The sequence below is a fragment of the Nitrospirota bacterium genome (genome assembly GCA_016212215.1).
In the GTDB taxonomy this organism is placed as follows: Bacteria; Nitrospirota; 9FT-COMBO-42-15; order HDB-SIOI813; family HDB-SIOI813; genus JACRGV01.
The window spans coordinates 1-20,630 of record JACRGV010000143.1 but is presented as its reverse complement, the minus strand read 5'-3'; the positions used below and the strand labels follow the sequence as shown (position 1 = coordinate 20,630).

Sequence of the window (20,630 nt, the reverse complement as noted above, 5' to 3'; positions counted from 1 at the left end):
GACATCAAGAACGTCATATTGCTCTTCAGAGTAATCGGAGTGTAGTCCAGATTACAATTATTTTCGTCGCTATGTTTTGCCCGCAACATGTAATATCCATCAGGGACATAGAGCGTGCCGCCTTCGGGAACTTAGTTGAAACGGCCCTTATATCTTCTGGCCTTCAGATAAACATGCAGATTGCTGAAGGGTTTACTTTCATTTACCCCTATCATCTTATAAAGGACATCAACTAAGGGTCTGTCATGAAATAAGTTGTGCATTTAGGCGCTCAGATTTAGGTCAGGTTTGAGTGCGACCGATTGAGCAAACCCGAAGGCGTAGTTGAATCTATGCTGAGGGGTTGCGATTGAGGAGCACACAAAGATGGCCGGAAGATGAGATGCATATTAACAGATAGAAAATACATTAGAGAATAGAACAATATAATCCCTTTAAAATAAAGGGCTTCATGGAATTTTGCAGACAGGAAGTCCACTTACAGAATTTGTTTAAATCGCCTTGCCAAGGCGAGGGTCGCGGGTTCAAATCCCGTTTCCCGCTCCAATAAAATAACATTATTTTTCATCGTATTGTATCTTATTCAAATTATGTTATAATGTAGCCTTTAAAATGAATCAATCTGTAGAAACACAACTCAAAGAAATTGATACTGCTATTAACAGGGGGGAGTATAAAAGGGCCTCCATGTCTCTTAGTAGAATTTCTTCTATTCCCTTTCAAAATAAAAGTGAAAAGATAATCCTGCCGGAAGTTTCTATTCTATATGGAAAAATTGCAGACTCACAGAGTGAATATAATTCAGCCCTGAATTTTTACAATAAGGCCCTCAGCGAGTCAATCTCCCTTGGTTATTATAATGGTGAAGGAAAATCCCTGCGCAGGATCGGGGCAATCCACTCAAAAAAAGGGAAATATAATGATGCATTAAAATATTTCTCTGATGCATTAAAAATATTTCAGAAGTTTACTAATAAAGGGGAAGAGGGCGGTGTATATAACAATATCGGAACGATATATGCCATTCAGGGTAAGGCTGATGAGGCACAGGGTTTATTCAAAAAGGCATTACAACTTCACAAGTCCATTAAAGAACATCTCGAAGAGGGACATGATTACAGCAGTTTTGGAGTCCTCTATAAATTCCGCGGGGATTACATTAAGGCAATGGATTATTATAAAAAGGCCCTGGAAATTTATAAAGAAGAGTTGTACCTCCTTGGAGAAGGGACCATTTACGCAAATATAGGAAATGTCCTTAGTAAGAGAGGGGACTTCTCAACTGCACTTGATTATCATAAAAGGGCATTAACAATACACAAACGCCTTCATAACCGGATCTGGGAAGGCAATGATTATACGAATATAGGAAATATTTACAATATACAGGATGACCACAAAAATGCCATAAGGTATTATGAAAACGCACTGAAGATTCATGCCGGACTCGGCCACAAACTCGGTGAGGGTAATGATTACGCAAATATGGGGACGATCTATTCTGAAATTGGAAAATATGACAAGGCACTGGATCATTTTAAAAAGGCCCTGAAGATTCACAAGACCTTAAAGAACAGGCTCGGTGAAGGGAGTGACTATTCTAATATTGGAAACATCTACACCCATAAGGGGGTTTACAGTAAGGCAGCAGAATATCACAACAAGGCTCTAAAGATAAACGAGGAGCTTAATAATCAGATAGGGATTGGGAGTGTTTATACTAATTTAGGAAATACCTGCTGTCATCAGGGGAATTATGATAAGGCCCTTGAATTTCACCATAAGGCGAGCACTATCCACAGGCATGTCGGGAACAAACTCGGTGAGGCAAATGTATATGCGAACATTGGAAATATATACAGCAGTAAAGGGGATTTTGAATCTGCATTAAAGCATCAGGAGATGGCCCTTGAGATTTACAGGGGTGCAGGAAATAAGCAGGGAGAGATGACAGCACTTGCCAATATTCAGGCGAGCCTCGGCAATATTTATAATAGTCATGGAGAATACCAAAAGGCCCTCGATTTTCTCCTTAAATCTCTTGAGGTTCACAAGCGTATGGGAAACAGACTGGGTGTCGGCAATGCTTATGCCCAGATTGGTACAGTATACAGTAATCAGGGGAACTACAAAAAGGGTTTACAGTTTCTTACAAAGGCCCTCGATATCCATACAAAACTAAAAAACAGGATCGGCATTGAGCTGGACTATCTCGGCATCGGCCACATTTATATAAAATGCGGGGAATACACAAAGGCATTGCAATTCAACAAAAAAGCCCTTAAACTACACAAATCAGTAAGAGCCGCAGGTAACAATAAAAATAAAAAAATTCCGGAGAAACATAAAAAGTAATGGATTATATAATCCTGTGCCAGGATGAACTTCCCTACTTCCTCCTGTTACTTATAAAATCTCCCTGCACAAAAAAAGATACAATACAGTTTATTGTAGACCAGGAGGACACTTATAACAGGCTCTGCAATATGGGTGTCCCTGCAAAGGTAGTCTCCTTTACTAATGAAAAAGACAGGCTTGTAAAAGAACTGCATCCTGGTCCTGACAGTTGTTTTATCATTTCTATTAAGAACCATAGTGTATTATCCGGAGTCCTGAAAACCGTTTCCCGTCATTTTCCATATCAGCCGGCCCTTATTATTGAAGAAAACGGGATAACGATACCTGAGCATCTCAGTGCCAAGATGGTCAGACCCTCTGCAATCTTTACTGAGCTGTGCCTCCCCAAGATAGATGAGGCATTTATAAAAAGGCATGTTCAGCGCCTCAAAGATCTATTTGAAGATAAAGATAAGATTCTCCTTCTGATACAAACAGACCCTGACCCTGATGCAATAGCAAGCGCACTTGCCTTCCGCCATCTTATAGGAAGGAACAGAACCACTGCCCACATCGCCTCCTTCGGTGAGGTGACAAGACCGGAGAATATTGCAATGCTGAGACTGCTGGATATTGAAGTGGCAAAGGTAGTTCCTGATACCATCAACAAGTATGATGGATTATGCCTGCTTGACGTTCAGCCGGCTCACCTTGGTGATGCAATGAATCAGGTTACACTGCCGGTTGATGTAGTAATAGACCATCACCCGGAGAAGCCGGGGTATTCGGCAAAGATAAAGGATATACGAGCAACTTACGGAGCAACATCTACCATTCTGACTGAATATCTGAGGGCAGTTGATTTCAATATATCCCAGCGTCTTGCCACGGCCCTGCTGTACGGCATAAAGAGTGACACGCTCCTCCTTGGCCGAGGGGTAGACCCGGCAGACATCAGTGCATTCTCATATCTTTATCCCATTGCAAACTCAAACATTCTCAGGAGAATCGAGAGGCCGGAGGTACTTCCTGAAGATATTGATTCATTCAGCAATGCACTTAAAAAGCGAAAGATAATTAATAACATATTATTCTCTCATCTTGGAAAGGTTAAGCGGGAGGATGTGATACCGCACTTTGCTGATTTTTCTCTGCAGATAGAAGGTGTGGAGTGGTCTGTTGTCTCTGGAGTATTCAAGGGAAATCTGGTAATATCAGTTCGTAATGTGGGTTATGTAAGGAGTGCCGGGGTAATTGTAAAAAAGGCATTCGGTGACATTGGAGGTGCAGGCGGGCACAGCCACATGGCAAAGGCGGTTATTCCGTTAAAAAACTTCTATAAACGGTATGGTGACAAAAAACAATCAACTTTTCGGGAGCGAATAGTGGAATTATTCCTATCCGGTTTTGAAGAGACCACTAAAGAACAGGAGGGTAAACAATGATCTACAACGTATTCTATAAAAATCTTGAACCAATGCCTCTGGTTGAAGAACAGCTTGAAAAAAAGGTAAAAAAGGTGGAAGAACTTTTAGCGACTTATGATGATGATGTGGTTAAACTTGATGTAACCTTTGAAAAACATGCAAGACGCGAAGAGTATTATACATCCCTCACCCTTGCACTTCCAAAGAAGACACTCAGGGCAACGGATACAGGATTTGATTCTTTTAACTCTATGAACAATACCTTTGAAGAGTTGCTGAGAGAGGTAAAAAAATACAAAGACCTGCTGAAGAGAGAACACACTTATAAAGACCGCAGGGCTGAGAAGAAACCAAGGACCCTGAAGACGGAAGAAGAAGAATAACATGGTAGTTGAGCTTCCTGAACTAGTCGGCATCATTGATAAACTAAAGCAGGAAGGAAAACGTATCGTATTTACTAACGGGTGTTTTGATATTATCCATCTTGGGCACGTAACCTATTTAAAAAAGGCAAGAGAGTATGGCGACATACTTATTGTCGGACTGAACAGTGATGAGTCTGTGAAGGGTATTAAAGGAGACAAACGGCCTGTTATCCCACAGGGAGAACGGGCCGAAGTTCTTTCATCAATACGGTATGTTGATTTTGTAGTAATCTTCAATGAACCGGACCCTTATAAAACTATTACAGCCATTAAGCCTGATGTCCTTGTTAAAGGAGGAGACTGGGCCATAGAAAATATCATCGGCAGGGATATTGTGGAATCCCGTGGTGGAACAGTTTGCAACATTCCATACATCGAAGGCGCATCGTCAACGAATATCATTGAAGAGATATTGAAAAGATTTAATAACAACTGATTCACCCTAATGCTTCCATACAAATATTCCGCAGGTCATGGGAAAAAGGGGGAAAAAGGGGACTGATTTATTTTCCTTGCCTACACCAGTAACCTTCCTGTCTCAAATCCAATAATTACCGGTACAAAAGACATGGCTACAATCATAAACCCAACAATTGCCAGAGACGGCGTACCCTGAATATGGTCCACCCACTCCCAGAAATAATTAGTCTCCCATGCAGGCCATCCCATGAAGAAGTAGATAACAACAGGCGTAGTGAAAAGATAGGCGAAAATGATTGCAATTGACCGGACGCTGGAAATAACATCTTTATTACCTGATCTGATTGCATCCCTTCCTGCGTCTGCAATTACCTGTCCGGCGACTATTCCTACTGGAATATCAATTAATAACATGTCATCCTCCTTTCCAACTTAAATATTTTTATTAAAGGAGCTGTCCCTTACAGGGGGATTGGTCAGGTTGACCGGGACTTATCATAAGAATTGGTTTTTATAGATTTATTATTACACGGTCAGGATTAACCTGCAAGGTATTCTCTAAAAGGCATGACCCAGCGTAAAATGCAGCACACACTTATCTTCACCTGCTTCCTTGTCTAATTTGCATCCCATGTCCAACCTGAGCGGGCCTACAGGCGTGTCATAACGTATCCCCAAGCCCGCAGTTTTCTTTATCTCTGCGGCATCAAACTCTTCTATCTTCCTCCAGACATTACCGCCGTCTACAAAGGTTACCATGCCGAGGCCCTTGAACAGAGGGAATCTGATTTCTCCGTTTAATACTACCATCATGTTGCCGCCTGTCGGGTTCCAGCTTTGTCCATCATAAATAATCGTCTTACCCGGTATGCCGAGTTTCTCCTGATCATATCCCCTTACAGTACTCCTGCCTCCGGCAAAATATCTTTCAAAAATCGGCACCTCAGTTGACTCACCAAAATTCCATGCAGCACCGCCGCGTGCTGAAAGGGCGAGGACAACTCTTGAAAAGGGGGAGTAGAAAAAACTGCTCTGGAGGTTTATCTTTACAAATTGGGGAGTAGAACCTATAAGCTGGGCCGCCTCTCTGAAGGCGATACTGTAAAACTGTCCGCGTTTAGGATTGAACGGGTCATCCCGCCTGTCTATCATAAGAGAGGGATTTATTGTAGCAACCTCTGTCTTACCGGTATCTTCAGATGTGAGTATGGCTGTAGGGCTTACATCCGACAATTTTACATCCTCATACTGAAACATTAATGAACCCTTTACAAAGTCGCTGAAACTCTTATCAATCCCTGTGGTCAACCCGAATGTACGCCTGTTAAAGCTCTTCTTTTTTTCCATCTGATCTGCCACATTTATCCTGCCGTCTGCCTGATAACCGAATATCCATGGTTCTTTGTAACCGACTCCATACTTTTGTTCAATTGAACTCCCTTCAACCTTCATACTCACCTGCCGCCCTGTCCCTAAAAGATTTTTATAGCGTGCCTCAAATGTCCCCCGGAATCTCTCAACATCTCCATAACCGACACCAAGTTCAACAGTGCCGGGAAACCCTTCATCTATATGTACAGCAATATCTTTTCTATGTTCTTTAACATCAGGATTTACAGGCTCCAGCCTTACATCCCTGACATAACCCAGGGACAAAAGCCTTCTCTGACTTCTCAGGATATTCTCATAACTGTACAGATCCCCTTCTTTTATCAGGAGTTCCCGCCTTATAACATAATCCTTAGTAAAGGAATTGCCTGTTATAAAGATATTCCCAAGGTACACCGGCTTATCTTCACTAACAGCATAATCAATCCCTACCCCCTTTTTATCCTCACTATACCGGGTCTTCAGATCAACTCCCGCGTAAAGATGCCCTTTCTGAACATATAATGACTGTATAGTGTACATGTCATCTACTACATGGGATTCATTAAACGGTTTACCTTCCCTCGATTTAATACTTCTTTTCAATCCCTGTGTACTGAACTTCTGATTACCCGTTATACTGATCCCTGATATATGAGTCTGCACACCTTCTTCAATATTTATTGATAGATTCAATGTCATATCTTCCTCTATGAAAGACACATCATAAGTGATCTTTACACCAAGAAATCCGTTACTCTTATATAGATTTGCAATATCCTTTATATCCTCCTGAAGTACATCTTCAAGGAAAAACTTTTCCTCTTTTGTATTGAGGAATTCCATCAGAATCTTACTATCAAAATAAGAATTACCTGTAAACCGGATCTCCTTGATTAAAACGGAGATACCTTCTGTTACATGAAACTTGATCCTGATATTGTTTTCATCAGGTTTTTCCAGAGCGTAAGTTATCCTTGCCAGGTAATATCCCATATCTCTGTAATACCTTGTCATCATGTCTATTGATTCATCAATTACAGCGGCATCAACGGATTTCTCCTTCCTGAACAAAAGCTCCTTTTGCAGGACTTCAGGTTTCACGTCCTCTACACCTTCAAATAAAATCTCTACATGCGGCCCGGCCTCAATATAAAGTGATATAAGGATTTCCCTCTTTTCCCTGTCATAGATTATGTCCGGGGGGCTTATCATTATTTTAATATATCCTTTATCCGGATAAAATTTATCAAGGGCTTTAATACCTGCATACACATCCTTTTCAATGTAATATTTCCCTTCCCGTATTTTCATTACATCCTTTATATCATTATCACTAAATACCCGGTTTCCATTTAATATAACAGCCGATACCTTTGCCCGCTTGCCTTCATTTACTTTTATAAACAGCCCACTGCCGACGCCTGTCCCATCACCTTCTAATGACCCACTCTTTACATCAACATCTGCATCAAAGAACCCTTGTCCCCTGTACAGATCAAGCAGATGTTCCCTTACAGAAGCCGTTACATCCTCTGTAAACTCATCCCCAATCTTAACCCCGGCAGAGGCCTTAATCTTTTTTGCTGAATAATAATCAGACCCTTCTACCTTTATAGCCGCTACTTTTATCTTTTCTATAAAGGTGAACTGAAGCATCACCCCGTCCATTTCCTCATAAGCCTCAACCTGAATATCCTTAAATATCCCTTTCTGGAAAAAAGATACAATACACCCCCTTATCGCAGATACGGAAAAAATGTCCCCGCTTTTTATGTCACACACCTTTTCAATGCTTTTGTCTGTAAGACCTGAAACAGAGATTGACTTGACAGAATATATCTTCCTGCCGGCAAACGCACTCAGATCATCCTGAGAATAAGCGTTTACGGAAGAGAAAAGTATTATGAATGTCAGTATATATAAAAGATATTTCACTATTCCCACCCCATTAAAGCCCGCCAAGAAGATACCAGTCCGGTATCGCCCATATATCTTTCCTAACCTCCTTAAATTCCCTTCCCCTGTATACGATTATTCCGACAGGAGATACCTTTTTATACTGCTCCATGAAAGATGCAAGGCTCCTGGCGTCTTCATATAACACTTTCGCAGATGACTTTACCTCTATGGGTATTATTATCCCTTTCCCAGTCAATAAAAAATCTACCTCCATACCTGAGCCGGTTCGATAAAAGAAAATGTCCGGCTCCACAGCCTGAAGCTGTTTCCATTTCATTAGTTCAGAGCAAATCCAACTCTCATAGGCAGCCCCGGCATTTATAGTCATCTCTCCGGAAATTACCTTAATAAGACCTGCGTCCGGAAAATAAATCTTTGGGCTTTTAATAAGCCGCTTACCTATATTTTCATGGTACGGCGGTACTATAAATGCCTGATAGGACATGGTCATCAGACCTATATAGCGTTTTACCGTGTTCACTGCAAGTGCCGAATCCCGTGCAACTTCGCTGATACTAAGTATCTGCCCTGTGCGAGCACACAGGAGCTTTTGCGTCAGTACAAAGGTATCTATGTTTGCCACCTGCCCTACGTCAGATATGTCTCTTTCTATATAAGTCTTTCTATAGTCTTTAAGCCAATTAACCTTGTCCGCATCTTCCTTTCTTTGCCACACAACAGGATACCCGCCCCACGAAATGTGCTCATCCCTCCTCTGAATAGCAAGACGCACCAATTCAGGCTGCAATGTATGGAAACGTTCAATGCCCTTTTTCGTTATCCGGGATACTTCCCATATCTTAGTGAGGATCGGGGGCAGCCCAATGCCGGTCACCTCAGAAATAGAAAAGGGATACAGGTTCAGAAACGCAATTCTGCCGGCCAGGGACTCGCTGATATTTTTCAGAAGCATCAATTGAGACGACCCTGTAAGGATGAAGACCTTTTTAGCAGTACCTTTTTTCCGATTCTGCTTATCAATAACAAACTTCAAAGAATCAAAAATGAACGGCACCTTTTGCACTTCATCGAGAATAATCATAGGGGCCTCAATAGATTCCAGTATGGAAATAGCGGAATTCTGGAAACGAATCCTTTCATCAGGGTCATCGAAGGATATATAAGTAAAAGGCTTGTTCAGGGACTCAGGGATTAGGTTTTCGCATAAAGTGGTTTTTCCTGTCTGCCGGGCGCCGGTAATGGCAAGGACATTGTCATGCCTCAGCCTGTCAAGCACCACATTGAGTATGTCCCGTTTTACAAATTCCATGCCCGATAGCTTATCAATCTGATTGCAAAATTGCAAGGTAATCTTGCAATGGGCTTGATAGTATGTGCCTATATTATTAAGGGACTCATAATTGAATTAACAATGGAGGCTCTTGCAAAAGTCTCTGTCATCCCCGAAATCTTTTATCCCCGATAGAAGCACTCGGGGACGGATATGATTTTCTATTAAAAACCAATAGATTCCCGCTTAAAGCATGCGGGAATGACAGCATTTTGGGACTTTTGCAAGAGCCTCAATGAACTTGCAAATTTCATAAATATTCCCTCCCCCTTGATGGGGGAGGGGTAGGGTGGGGGTGAAAAATTGTGGATTGGATTATTAGATTTTTGGGGTTGAGTTTCTGGTTCCTTGAATCTATATCAATTCCAATTACGTGACGATCACAGAAATGAAACCAGTGCGGTCGCGCATAGAGAAATAAAACCTGAAATCTTGTCCGTTGACTCATTACCTTCTTGTTGGTATTATACCGACATGCTAAAAAACAAGAAAATAATTGAATACTTTACACCGTCAGCGAATATAGTAGTCCATCCTGGCGACTGCATTAATTTGTTGAAAACCATTCCCAATGAAACGTTGCAACTGGTAGTCACATCACCGCCGTACAACATTGGAAAAGAATATGAGAAACGTCTCAAAATAGAATCCTATCTTGAGCAACAAGCCGCCGTCATAACCGAATGTGTTCGTTGCCTATCTCCAAACGGTAGCATTTGTTGGCAAGTCGGGAACTATGTTGATAATGGGGCCATCATTCCACTTGACATGATGCTTTATCCGATTTTCACGAATCTTGGTTTAAGGATGCGTAATCGGATAATATGGCACTTTGAGCATGGACTGCATTGCAGCCGCCGCTTTTCCGGACGATATGAAACCATTTTATGGTTCACCAAAACAGATAATTATGTATTCAACATAGACCCAGTCAGGGTTCCTCAGAAATACCCGGGTAAAAAATACTTCAAAGGGCCAAATGCAGGAAAGTATTCCTGCAACCCGCTTGGAAAGAACCCCGGGGATTTATGGGTAATCCCCAACGTTAAAAGCAACCACATTGAAAAAACAGAACATCCGTGCCAGTTCCCGGTTGAACTTATTGAACGCCTTGTTCTATCAATGACTAATGAGGGGGATTGGGTATTTGATCCGTTTCTTGGTACCGGAACATCAATTATAGCTGCCCTACGCCACAAGCGGCGTGGCGCAGGTGCAGAGACACTTCCAAAATATGTTGATTTGGCAAAACAAAGAATTGAAAAAGAACTTTCCGGAACTTTAAGAACCCGCCCCATGAACAAACCCGTATATAATCCGGTTGAGGCAGGGAACAGTTTGACAATTCCACCGTGGACAACAAACCAGGATAATGATCAACTCGTGTTGTTGGAAAAACCTGATGAAAATCAGAGGTACTCAGCTCGATGAAAACCGTTGAAACTTATTCCCACTTAAATGGTCTTGAATTCCTGCTTGTTCATAAGCCGAAATTATGGAAAGAAATACAGTCTGTCATTTCCACTGTGGATGCGGAAAAATGCAAGACCAAGGTATCCAAAGAAAAGACAATGAAGGGTAAACTACTTTACAGTCCAATTGAAATGAATTCCGAATTCAATAGGCTATTGCGTATCAAAGACTGGCAGGAAAGCCGGGTCAGTTATTGGGTAACTAAGAGTGAAAAACTGATTAGGAAGACACTCACCTTGCCGCCTGACGAGCAGAAGAAGGAAATCGAGACGGCCGGTGATACACCGATATTCAGTTACAACCAGACGGACTTTGTCAAAGACCGGGTTGCAGTCGAAGTCCAGTTCGGCAAGTATTCCTTTGTGGCCTACGACCTATTCGTAAAGCATCTCGCCTTTTATATCGGTGACAGGATTGATGTCGGCATTGAGATTCTCCCCATGAAATCCCTTCAATCACAGATGAGCTCCGGCGTTGCCTATTACGAGGGCGAGCTTTATAACGTAGTCAGACAAGGGCGAGGAGTTCCCGCAGTTCCTTTAGTCATCATTGGCATCGCAACATAACTTTGGGGTTTGCTTGTTGTCTTTGCGATTATATAGAGGATAAAGATGGTATGCCATAAATGAACTACGATGAATAAGTGAAAAAAAGGTGACAGATTTATTTTTCTAGATTTAAAATAAATCTGTCCCCTTTTCCTCTTCCCCTCCCTTGGCGGGAGGGGATTAAGGGGAGGGTGATATAAACAGCTCTCCCTTATTGCCGCTAAGACTTCATTATTCCAGAACCTTAAAACCTTAAAACCAAATCGTTGAAGGTATGCATCTCTTTCTATATCCTTATTTCTTTCTGCCGCATGCTGTCCGCCATCCACTTCAATAATAATGCGGTTTTCGAAGCAAACAAAATCAACTATGTACTTATCTATAGGCTGTTGCCTTATGAATTTCAATCCTTCCATCTGTTTCATCCTCAAGTGATTCCATAGCAATTGTTCCGCATCTGTAGGTCTTTTCCTGAGGGCTTTCCCCAATGTTGTTATCTTATCTCCAATAGAAACACCCCCACCCTAGCCCTCCCCCTTCAAGGGGGAGGGAATATTCTTTACCCACTCAAAATGAAAAAGAACCATAGAGAATAACTCCCGCAGAAGATCTAACCGGCCGATAATAGCCAGGTTCATGATAGGGGATGCATTACTTATGACAAGTTTCTCCGGCAAATTTTATATCCTCTTCAAGTTCCTTCTCTGAATAGTGTCTTGGAATCTTTCGCCTGCCAAGTTCATCATGAAATTCCCATTTACTCATCTTAGCCAATTCTCTTGACTTTCCAAAAGATAGTATGTGTTTTTCATAGAGGGTTATGGCCAATTCTTTCAACAGTTCTTCACGAATCTTATCTTTTGGTATCTTGAGTGAAAGGATAATATCTTCCGGTATATTTAGGGATATACTTCTTCTGTCAGACATCCTGATATCCTCCTTATAAAATAATTGCACAGAAATGTATCTGCATTATTTATGAAAATTATAGAAAAGTAAAGGATACGCTTCAAATTGAAGTAGAAAAAATGCGATTGGTCATAGCGGGTGTAGTTTTCTTTAATAAAACACCGGATTCCCGCTTAAAGCATGCGGTATTGACAACATTCGCTATCTAAACTCAAACCTGAACTTAATATCCCCGCTCATCCTGCCGAGTTCGTCCCGCTCGCCGACTACATAGACGTTTTTTCCGAGGAAGTATTCGAGTTTTATTAGTTCTTCTACTGTGGTAATGCCGGTGGTGTATGTCACATAGAGCCGGTCATCCAACAGTTTTTTTCCGACTGTGAGACGGGCGCCGCCGGAGGCGGAGGTGTTTGAATAATATGGCTCTACCTGGAATCTGTCTACTTTAATAATGTCCTGCAATGTCCCTTCTAATTTTTCCTGAATAGGTGCGGCGAGGAATGCGGTTGCCTCTACTGTGCCGACTGACTTCATCGTCTCTGCGGCCTCTGCTGCTGTCTGGCCCACTGTCATCAGGGCAAGTATATCTGTCTCGCTTAGTACAGGGTCAGAGCTTAAATAAAGGTTAAACCTGTCCATTGTCCCTGTAAGTCTCATGTCTATTTTGTATTCTCTTACATCTGTTGAGGCATGAATATCAAGCACAGGTTTTATAGTATCCGGGCTTGCGAAATCTGCTGTTGCAGAGATAACCTTAAATGGATTCCTGCTGAAAGTGAATGTACCATCACGGGCCTCTACCCTTCCAAAAAGAAGCGGGTGATCAATTGTACCTTTAAGCATCAGGTCTGCCTCAAGCGGGACTTTAGCAAGGTTATTGTTTATCCATATATCTTTTTTTCCGCTGATGTGAATATTAAGCTCAGTATCACCGAACACAGGGACAGGCTGGTCAACCTTTATCTTTTTCTTCTGAAGTTCAAGCACCATAGTCCTGAGATTTATATTCTTGTCATAAGTAACCTTTTTTACGCTTATCTCACCCTTTATACCCTTAGACTTTTGCGTGCCCTGCAATACAAATGTCCCGTCTAACCTTGATTCAAGCCCTTCGGGATAACGGAATACGGCATCCGCAACCTCAATGACAATACCGAATTCCTTGATATTCAATTCCTTAAACTCCAGCTTTCCTGATCCGCTAACCCCTCCGCCTCCTATTGCACCCTGCATTGATTCAAGAATAATCTCATGGCCATTAAAAAAGATTGATACATTCACATTCTCAAGTGTTTGCCTTAATGTCGTGCTCCTTACTGTCCCGTCTTTTATTGCCAGACCGCCCTGAATAGAGGGGTCTGCAAGTTCCCCGCTTATTAAAAAGGCTATGTAAACATTCCCCTTACTGTATTTAATCTCAGGTGTAAATAAAGAAAGCAGCCTGAGGTCTGCCTCTCCGTTAATAAAAATATTATTATCTCCGTTAGTATTCAGGCTTCCTGTTACATTGAAATAGGTCCCGTCGCCTTTTATCCTGACAGATTCAAGGGTAAGCCTTTTACCCTCATAAACCAGCTTTATCTCTCCGTCATTCTCTATCTTGTAATCACTGTAAACACCGTTAAACCGTGACAAGACAACACTGACACGCAATGAATCAGGTTCTTTTATCTTTCCTTCAACAACCACCTCTCCGCTTGTCTTAACAGAAACCTTCTTCGAAAAAGCGGGGTTTATCAGATTCAACACCGGTGCCATATTGCTTTCCAACAGATGGCCTGAAATCTTATAAGCCGCATCTTCCTCCCAAGTAATATTTCCTTCATAAGACATATTAAGCACCTGTCCGCTCACCGTCATATCACCTGTATCTTTTGACATAGTAAGTCTTGCAAAACCTGTATCCGTATCTTTGATAAACAGGTGAGGTACCTGCATAGTTATTTCTATTGCAGGATTATTGATCTTGCCTCCTGCCGACAGGTTAAATGACCCGGAGCCTTTTAATAAATCAGTCTTGCTGTTAAGCAGGTCAAAGTTTTCGATGCTGAATCTTTCTGAAGAAATATCTGCATGAAACTCATCCTTATACTCATCACTGAAACCTAACCATCCCTTTCCATCTGCAATATCACTTCCCCGTTTTAGAGTTATCCTGTCAAATATAACCCTGTCCTTTGTTATGCTGAAAGTAATCTCACTGCTATCGAATCGCTGATTATAGATTGCACCTGAGGAACTCTTCAGATCAAAAAACCACTGTAAATCCTGTGAATCCCCGTTTATTGATGCATGGCCGTCTGCACTCATATCTAATGGAATCGTTTTATAGAATATGCTTATAAAGTCATTCGGGTTTCCATGACTAATATCACCTTTAAGGTCAAAATAAGGGTCTTTAAATTCCGGTGACCGGAACCGGATACTGCCATACAGGCTATAAACCGCATCCTCTTTCCTTAATACAACAGGCTGAAGTAACAGCTCGCCGGCAGCAAGCCTAAGCCCCGCTGTAACAGTATCAAAGACAGTGTCCTTCACAACCCCCTTGCTCATCATTATTGTCCCGCTAATGACAGGTTTAGCAATGACGCCGGAAACCTCGCCGTTAAGAGTTGCAATGCCATGCAATGGAAAATGCGGGATATGCAGATAACCGGCGATGTCTGTGAGTTCCCCTGTTAAACCGGCATTAATATCAAGCCCTTTGTTTATACCGCCTGACAGGGAAATATTCTGGTTTTTGTCTTTATATGAAATCCACCCCTTACCTACTATCGTATCTTTATTAAGACCTTCTCCCCGCACCTCTGCATCTGCATTTATCAGGCCCTTTTTCTCAATCGGAACCTTCAAATCCGCCATATAGCGTTCAATCACCTTGTGGGGTTGTACGTTCTCTGCCTTCATCTGCATACGATAAGAAGGAATACTATTTCTGAAATCTACCTCCATGTCCCCTTTGACCGAACCATTCAGAATATCACCTTTAATTTTGGTTATATGTAAGAGCCTTTCCTTATATGACAACTCTCCCTTTACTTTCCCGTAACTTACCTTGTCATAAGACAGGCTGTCAGTAGTTATATTTCCCTTTACAGCAGGCTCTTTAATAGTGCCGGTTACACTGCCTGTAAAAATAACCGTCCCATGAAGGTCCTTCTTTTTGCCTGAAAGTTCAGCTATATCTTTAAGGGAAAGTGCAACTTTCCCATTAAGGTCAATCAAACCGTCTTCAGCTACAACACCATCTGCCTTCAGCACAGTGCCGCCTGGTGTAGATACATTTAAGCCGGATACCTTTATTGATGCCTTCTTTTTATCTTTTAAATCAACAGCCGCGTCACCCTTCATCTTTATCCCCTGCTGCGATATTTTCTGATCTCTGTAACTCCCTTCCGCCGTAATGGTACCGGCAAACAACTTTTTATCAAGGTCAGGCAGTATCCTGCAATCAACAGCACTGAGTACAATATTTTTATATATAAGCAGGTCATTGAACTGTATTGTCCCTTTGGAAATACTTATCTTTTTCAATACTACTTTCCATTTCGTAGGTTTTTTCTCAGGAAAAAGCCCCTCAAGATTTGTCTTGCCATCGCTGTATCTGATAATTGAAAGGTTCGGTTCTTTAAAGCGGATATCCTTTATTGATACCTCATCTAAAAGGAGTTTTAACGGACTTATGTAAATTGTTATGTCCTTAGATTTGAGCAGGACATCACCGGTCTTAGGGTCAGATAGACCGGCATTGTAAATCTGCCAGTAAAATGGAAACAGGCTTATGTATGACCCTGAAAACTTGATCCTGCGGCCGATGGCCTCTTCAACAAGCGGTGTAATCTTTTTTTCGATTTTATCAGGAAGGTAGCTGCTCTGGAGGATTAGGATTAAGACAGCAACAATGGCAAGGAGACCAAGAGAAACAATAATCGCAATCCGTCTCCTCAAACCGCCTCCTTTAGAAAATACAGTGAACAGTAATCAGTGAACAGTGAATAGTGTCAACAATCAAAGGGCATCATCCTTTATATTAAAACGCAATCTTACTTCTTGTCTTTTACTTCTAACTTCTCGCCTCTAACTTCTTACCTCTAACTTCTGCTCTCTGCTCACTTCTTCGCCGTTGCCTCAACATATTTCATCCTGAGTGCATACAGGAGATTTTTAAGTAAATGGTCCTCTTCATTGGTGAGATTGCCCTTTGTCTTTTCCTCAAGTATGGAGAGTACATCTATGGTCTGCTTTGCCATCGGCAGAGATACCCTCGTTTCCCCGCTTATAGGGTCAGCCTCTTCCCCAAGGTGGACAAAGGCCGAACTGGCAATAGAAAAAATGAAAGAGGCAAAGTTAATCTCAACCGGATGGTCATGGATTTCACTTTCCTGCTCCTGCTCCTTTTTTTGAGTCTCAGTTTTTTCCTCTGCCTTGATTTCCTGTTCAGCACCCTCAGTAAAACGCCTCTTATCCTTTACTATAAATGAATCCTTATCTTGTTCTTCCATAATAACACACCTCCCTTAATATATATCTTGTGGATAGATTTTTATCACAATGAAATTTCAAATGCAAGTGGCTATAACTCTCAGGCATTGACTATTGAGACAATTCGTAACAAAACCTTAACATTCCTGTCATAACCACGCAATTTAAACATTGTATAACTCTATATATTATTAAAAGAATAAAAAAGGAGGTGAAGTAGAAGGCAGAAGGCAGAAGGCAGAAGCAAGAAGTTAGAATGACAACAGACTATAAAAATAACAAGGAGCAAGAGAAATGAGAAAAATCTTATTCATAGCAATCATATTACTGATGCTGGCAACTACGACTTATGCACAGGATTTCAGGTTTGGTGAGGAGACCAAGGGGGTGAAGGTCAAGATCAGTGATGACACCGATATTACAACAAGGATACGACTTCAACCAAGGCTCGATATGGGAGACCTTATAAAGAGCGAGGATGGAAAGTCTTATGAATCTGAAATGGATATGTATATCAGGAGGATTCGTCTGGAGTTCGGCGGACAGCTTGCACAGAATTTAAAATACAGTCTCATATTTGAGGCAGATAAGAACGGGAAGACAGCCTCCAGCGGGTCTCCGACGAACGAGGTTAAGGTGCAATACGCAAATATTGAATACAAATTTGATGACCTGCTGAATGTTAGGTTCGGCAAGGCCAAACTACCTTATTCCCGTGTCTCTCTGACCTCTTCGTCAAAACAACTCATCATAGAAAGAGCGGCCTCTACTGAGGCGGCCAAGAAGCTTTTTGATGATTATTATCAGCCTCACCTTCTTATTAACGGCAAATTATATGAGGGGGTAGTCGCATATAATCTTGCAATTGGGGATGGATGGGAGCCTAATTCTACTATTTATTCAGGCCCCCCTGCAACGACCATCCATAAATCCGCTCCCTTATATATTGCCCGTGTAGAGATTTCACCGGCCGGATGGGCTGAACACAGCCAGAGCGATGCACACCTCGGCACGGGACATCATCTGACAATCGGGGCTAACTATGCAGTACAGAATGGGATTGAATATAAGAATAACGGATATCAGGAAGACAGGACACTTACCGGTTTCGATATTTCAGGACACTGGAATGCGATAACAGGCCAGTTTGAGTATAACTCATGGCAGGAAGACTCAACTGACCCGAGCAGAAGTGTTAAGGAACCAAAAGGCTGGTATGCCCAGGCCGGTTATTATATCGCCGGAGTTAATATTGAACCTGTAATCCGCTATGAAGTATATGACCAGGACTCCAACAGCAAAAACAAGCAGGAAAAGACTACAACAGCCGGGGCTAACTGGTACGCAAAGGGTCACAGCTTTAAGGTGGGACTAAACTGGGCACATACAATGTATGATGCCGGTGCAAGCGGTGCACTTGCCAATGATGATAAAAAAGATGTTTATCAGGTTCAGGCTCAGATGTACTTCTGACACCCACTTAAAATGAAAATCCCCCTTAATCCCCCTTTAGAAAAGGGGGCTGGGGGGATTTGAAAAGGAGATTTAAAGATGAAAAAAATAATAGCAAGTCTGGCAGCAGGGAGCATAGTAGTTATGTCTACAATGGCTTATGCTGCACAGATAATTAAAATAGACGGTTCATCCACAGTTTTTCCAATAACAGAGGCAGTGGCAGAAGAATTCCAGAAAGTTGTAAAAGGTCAGACTAAGGTAACAGTCGGTATATCCGGTACGGGCGGCGGTTTTAAAAAGTTCTGTGCCGGTGAGACAGATATTAGTGATGCCTCAAGGCCGATAAAACCATCTGAGGTTGAACTCTGCAAAAAGAATGACATAGAGTACATCGAACTACCGGTTGCTTATGATGGATTAGCTGTGATGGTCAATCCAAAAAACAACTGGGTTGATTATATGACAGTGAAAGAATTAAAAAAGATATGGGAGCCGGCAGCCCAGGGAAAGATTAAGAAGTGGAATCAGATCCGCCCGAACTGGCCGGATAAGGAGATTCACCTGTTCGGCCCAGGGGTTGATTCAGGCACCTATGATTACTTCACAGAGGCCGTAGTAGGAAAGGAACATTCAAGCCGCGGTGACTATACATCAAGTGAAGATGACAATGTCCTTGTTCAGGGTATTGCTACAGATACCTCTGCTCTTGGTTTCTTTGGCGTGGCATACTTTGAAAATAACAAAGACAGGTTAAAACTAGTGGCCATTGATGATGAGAATGATGCAAATGGTAAAGGTCCGTTTTTACCGGAATATGACAATGTAGTAAACGGCATCTACCAGCCTCTGGCAAGGCCCTTATTTATCTATGTAAACAGGAAGACTGCTGACAAGACAGAGGTAAAGAATTTTGTTGATTTTTATTTGAAAAACAGCGGTACCCTCTCAAAAGAGGTCGGTTATATCTCCCTGCCGGCAAAGGCTTACGATCTCGTCCTCAGGCGGTTTGAGAAACACACAACAGGTTCTGTATTCGGCGGCCACGGTTCTGAGGTTGGCGTAAAGATAGAGCAACTTTTGCAGAAGGAATAAGGATTCAATTTGTCGGTTTGTTAAAAGGGGCACTTATTATAGTGCCCTTTTTTGTTTGTAACGGCATTATAACAAACCTGTAACATGGTTGTAACACAAGTCTGTTAACTTATTAAGTTGAACTCAGTTAAAAGATTAGGATAGAATACTTTGACAAGTTATTCTAATAAAGTTAAGGATGTTGAAAGGAAAATGGTAACGTAACATGAAAAGAATAGTTTCTGGCTTAATAATCGGAGTATTTATCATCTCATTAACAGCATCAGCATGGGCGGGTGATTCGTTACTAAAGACACTGCAAAAGAAGGGGGTAATAAGCGAGGAGGAGTATGTCTCTCTTCTGGCAGAACAGCAGAAAGAGGCCAAGTCAAACATCCCAAAGGCCCTTGATGGTTTAAGCATCGGGGGGGTTGCTTTTATTGATTATTCCATCGGTACCAAAGATAAAAACGGGACAGACTATAACAGGATCGTACTGACAAGGGGCTATATAAATATTAAAAAGGATATAACCCCATGGTTAAAGGTGAGGATAACACCGGATGTAACACAGATTACAAAAACATCCAATTCGCAATATGGTGATTTAGAGCTGAGGATGAAATACTACTATGCAGACTTCCTGCTCACTGATGGTGATTTGTTTACTGAAAATGTAATACGTGTAGGGCTTGCCCAGATTCCATGGATTGACTTCCTGGAAAATATCAACACTTACAGAATGCAGGGGTCTCAGTTTCAGGAGAGGTTCGGGAATATTAATTCCGCTGACATAGGCATCAGTTTGATCGGCAATTTTGGCGGTAAGCTCAGCAGGGAAACACAGGAAGAAGTTGGTTACAGCACACCGTACTCAGGAAAATATGGCGGATACTATATAGGAATTTATAACGGGAGCGGGTACAATGCTGTTGAAGAAAACATGGATAAAGTAGTTGAAGGAAGAATTACATTACGGCCATTGCCGAACCTCTTGCCCGGGCTTCAGCTATCTTACTTTGGGGTAAACGGCAAAGGCAATAAGTCTGCAAAACCGGATTGGCAGACGCATACAGGCCTCCTTAGTTTTCAGAATAAGTACATGGTCCTTACAGGTGAATATGCCGAGGCAAAAGGAAATCAGAAGGGTGAAGATGAAAAAGACAAGCGGGGATTCTCTCTGTTCGGTGACTTTAAAATTCCTTTCACAAATAACCTTAATTTTATTGCACGGTATGATGAATGGGACCCGGACGCTTATGCAAATAATGATGAAGAGAGTGTGATGGTCGGCGGTTTAAGCTACCGTCTCTCAGGAAACAACACTATACTTGCGGATTATGAAGTGAGAGGCTATCGTAACCCTGCTGACACAGATGATCATAAGGGACAGCTTGTTTATCAATTGAGTTTTTAAAAAAAGGAGAAGAAAATACTATGGATAAAAAGACTGTACTAT

General features: G+C 41.8%; 16 protein-coding genes. 9 read left to right on the top strand and 7 right to left on the bottom strand.

Annotated elements, in window-relative coordinates:
- Positions 1 to 612 precede the first annotated feature (612 nt).
- Genes HZA08_13170 through rfaE2 form a run of 4 tightly spaced genes read left to right on the top strand, consistent with a single transcriptional unit; the run spans position 613 to position 4,625 of the window.
- The gene (locus HZA08_13170) at positions 613 to 2,355 is read left to right on the top strand and encodes a tetratricopeptide repeat protein (GenBank protein MBI5194375.1); all 1,743 of its coding nucleotides are present in this window, start codon (positions 613 to 615) and stop codon (positions 2,353 to 2,355) included.
- Positions 2,355 to 3,782: a bifunctional oligoribonuclease/PAP phosphatase NrnA gene (locus HZA08_13165; GenBank protein ID MBI5194374.1), complete on the top strand. Its 1,428-nt coding sequence runs from the start codon at positions 2,355 to 2,357 to the stop codon at positions 3,780 to 3,782. Before HZA08_13170 ends, HZA08_13165 begins: the two co-directional genes overlap by 1 nt.
- Positions 3,779 to 4,147 (top strand): HPF/RaiA family ribosome-associated protein, encoded by a 369-nt coding sequence (locus tag HZA08_13160; GenBank protein ID MBI5194373.1) that lies wholly within the window; start codon positions 3,779 to 3,781, stop codon positions 4,145 to 4,147. Before HZA08_13165 ends, HZA08_13160 begins: the two co-directional genes overlap by 4 nt.
- Before the next feature lies 1 nt (position 4,148).
- A complete protein-coding gene (gene rfaE2, locus HZA08_13155) occupies positions 4,149 to 4,625 on the top strand; it encodes a D-glycero-beta-D-manno-heptose 1-phosphate adenylyltransferase (protein MBI5194372.1) in 477 nt (158 codons plus the stop codon).
- Between the two features lie 80 nt (positions 4,626 to 4,705).
- On the opposite strand, the gene HZA08_13150 is transcribed toward rfaE2, so the two are convergent.
- The 3 genes from HZA08_13150 to HZA08_13140 all read right to left on the bottom strand — a co-directional run bounded on the left by HZA08_13150 (position 4,706) and on the right by HZA08_13140 (position 9,209).
- Positions 4,706 to 5,023, bottom strand: a complete 318-nt coding sequence (locus tag HZA08_13150; GenBank protein MBI5194371.1) for a hypothetical protein — start codon at positions 5,021 to 5,023, stop codon at positions 4,706 to 4,708.
- 144 nt (positions 5,024 to 5,167) lie between these two features.
- Complete coding sequence (bamA, locus tag HZA08_13145) at positions 5,168 to 7,915, bottom strand: outer membrane protein assembly factor BamA (protein ID MBI5194370.1); 2,748 nt, start codon at positions 7,913 to 7,915, stop codon at positions 5,168 to 5,170.
- 13 nt (positions 7,916 to 7,928) lie between these two features.
- Positions 7,929 to 9,209 carry an ATP-binding protein gene (locus HZA08_13140; protein ID MBI5194369.1) on the bottom strand — a complete coding sequence of 427 codons (1,281 nt, stop codon included), beginning with the start codon at positions 9,207 to 9,209 and terminating at the stop codon, positions 7,929 to 7,931.
- 495 nt (positions 9,210 to 9,704) lie between these two features.
- Here HZA08_13140 and HZA08_13135 point away from each other — a divergent pair, with 495 nt between their 5' ends.
- Entirely contained in the window at positions 9,705 to 10,661 is a 957-nt protein-coding gene (locus tag HZA08_13135; protein ID MBI5194368.1) for a site-specific DNA-methyltransferase, read from the top strand.
- Positions 10,658 to 11,269 (top strand): restriction endonuclease, encoded by a 612-nt coding sequence (locus tag HZA08_13130; protein ID MBI5194367.1) that lies wholly within the window; start codon positions 10,658 to 10,660, stop codon positions 11,267 to 11,269. The genes HZA08_13135 and HZA08_13130 overlap by 4 nt, the downstream gene beginning before the upstream one ends.
- On the opposite strand, the gene HZA08_13125 is transcribed toward HZA08_13130, so the two are convergent.
- From HZA08_13125 to HZA08_13110, 4 genes are all read right to left on the bottom strand, one after another.
- Positions 11,200 to 11,748, bottom strand: coding sequence for an endonuclease domain-containing protein (locus tag HZA08_13125; protein MBI5194366.1), 549 nt, complete (start codon positions 11,746 to 11,748; stop codon positions 11,200 to 11,202). The genes HZA08_13130 and HZA08_13125 overlap by 70 nt on opposite strands.
- 154 nt (positions 11,749 to 11,902) lie before the next feature.
- A complete protein-coding gene (locus tag HZA08_13120; GenBank protein MBI5194365.1) occupies positions 11,903 to 12,160 on the bottom strand; it encodes a UPF0175 family protein in 258 nt (85 codons plus the stop codon).
- 201 nt (positions 12,161 to 12,361) lie between these two features.
- Positions 12,362 to 16,111: a translocation/assembly module TamB domain-containing protein gene (locus HZA08_13115; GenBank protein MBI5194364.1), complete on the bottom strand. Its 3,750-nt coding sequence runs from the start codon at positions 16,109 to 16,111 to the stop codon at positions 12,362 to 12,364.
- Positions 16,112 to 16,272: 161 nt separating this feature from the next.
- The gene (locus tag HZA08_13110) at positions 16,273 to 16,665 is read right to left on the bottom strand and encodes a DUF1844 domain-containing protein (GenBank protein MBI5194363.1); all 393 of its coding nucleotides are present in this window, start codon (positions 16,663 to 16,665) and stop codon (positions 16,273 to 16,275) included.
- A 274-nt stretch (positions 16,666 to 16,939) separates the two neighbouring features.
- Here HZA08_13110 and HZA08_13105 point away from each other — a divergent pair, with 274 nt between their 5' ends.
- The 3 genes from HZA08_13105 to HZA08_13095 all read left to right on the top strand — a co-directional run bounded on the left by HZA08_13105 (position 16,940) and on the right by HZA08_13095 (position 20,588).
- The gene (locus HZA08_13105) at positions 16,940 to 18,118 is read left to right on the top strand and encodes a hypothetical protein (protein ID MBI5194362.1); all 1,179 of its coding nucleotides are present in this window, start codon (positions 16,940 to 16,942) and stop codon (positions 18,116 to 18,118) included.
- A 78-nt stretch (positions 18,119 to 18,196) separates the two neighbouring features.
- The gene (locus HZA08_13100; protein ID MBI5194361.1) at positions 18,197 to 19,192 is read left to right on the top strand and encodes a PstS family phosphate ABC transporter substrate-binding protein; all 996 of its coding nucleotides are present in this window, start codon (positions 18,197 to 18,199) and stop codon (positions 19,190 to 19,192) included.
- Between the two features lie 205 nt (positions 19,193 to 19,397).
- A complete protein-coding gene (locus HZA08_13095) occupies positions 19,398 to 20,588 on the top strand; it encodes a hypothetical protein (GenBank protein ID MBI5194360.1) in 1,191 nt (396 codons plus the stop codon).
- The last annotated feature ends 42 nt before the right edge of the window (positions 20,589 to 20,630 follow it).

Excerpts from the sequence above, each read along its gene's own strand:
- HZA08_13170 (MBI5194375.1), top strand. The coding sequence starts at position 613 with ATGAATCAATCTGTAGAAACACAACTCAAAGAAATTGATACTGCTATT.
- HZA08_13165 (MBI5194374.1), top strand. The coding sequence starts at position 2,355 with ATGGATTATATAATCCTGTGCCAGGATGAACTTCCCTACTTCCTCCTG.
- HZA08_13160 (MBI5194373.1), top strand. The coding sequence starts at position 3,779 with ATGATCTACAACGTATTCTATAAAAATCTTGAACCAATGCCTCTGGTT.
- rfaE2 (MBI5194372.1), top strand. The coding sequence starts at position 4,149 with ATGGTAGTTGAGCTTCCTGAACTAGTCGGCATCATTGATAAACTAAAG.
- HZA08_13150 (MBI5194371.1), bottom strand. The coding sequence starts at position 5,023 with ATGTTATTAATTGATATTCCAGTAGGAATAGTCGCCGGACAGGTAATT.
- HZA08_13140 (MBI5194369.1), bottom strand. The coding sequence starts at position 9,209 with ATGGAATTTGTAAAACGGGACATACTCAATGTGGTGCTTGACAGGCTG.
- HZA08_13135 (MBI5194368.1), top strand. The coding sequence starts at position 9,705 with ATGCTAAAAAACAAGAAAATAATTGAATACTTTACACCGTCAGCGAAT.
- HZA08_13130 (MBI5194367.1), top strand. The coding sequence starts at position 10,658 with ATGAAAACCGTTGAAACTTATTCCCACTTAAATGGTCTTGAATTCCTG.
- HZA08_13110 (MBI5194363.1), bottom strand. The coding sequence starts at position 16,665 with ATGGAAGAACAAGATAAGGATTCATTTATAGTAAAGGATAAGAGGCGT.
- HZA08_13105 (MBI5194362.1), top strand. The coding sequence starts at position 16,940 with ATGAGAAAAATCTTATTCATAGCAATCATATTACTGATGCTGGCAACT.
- HZA08_13100 (MBI5194361.1), top strand. The coding sequence starts at position 18,197 with ATGAAAAAAATAATAGCAAGTCTGGCAGCAGGGAGCATAGTAGTTATG.
- HZA08_13095 (MBI5194360.1), top strand. The coding sequence starts at position 19,398 with ATGAAAAGAATAGTTTCTGGCTTAATAATCGGAGTATTTATCATCTCA.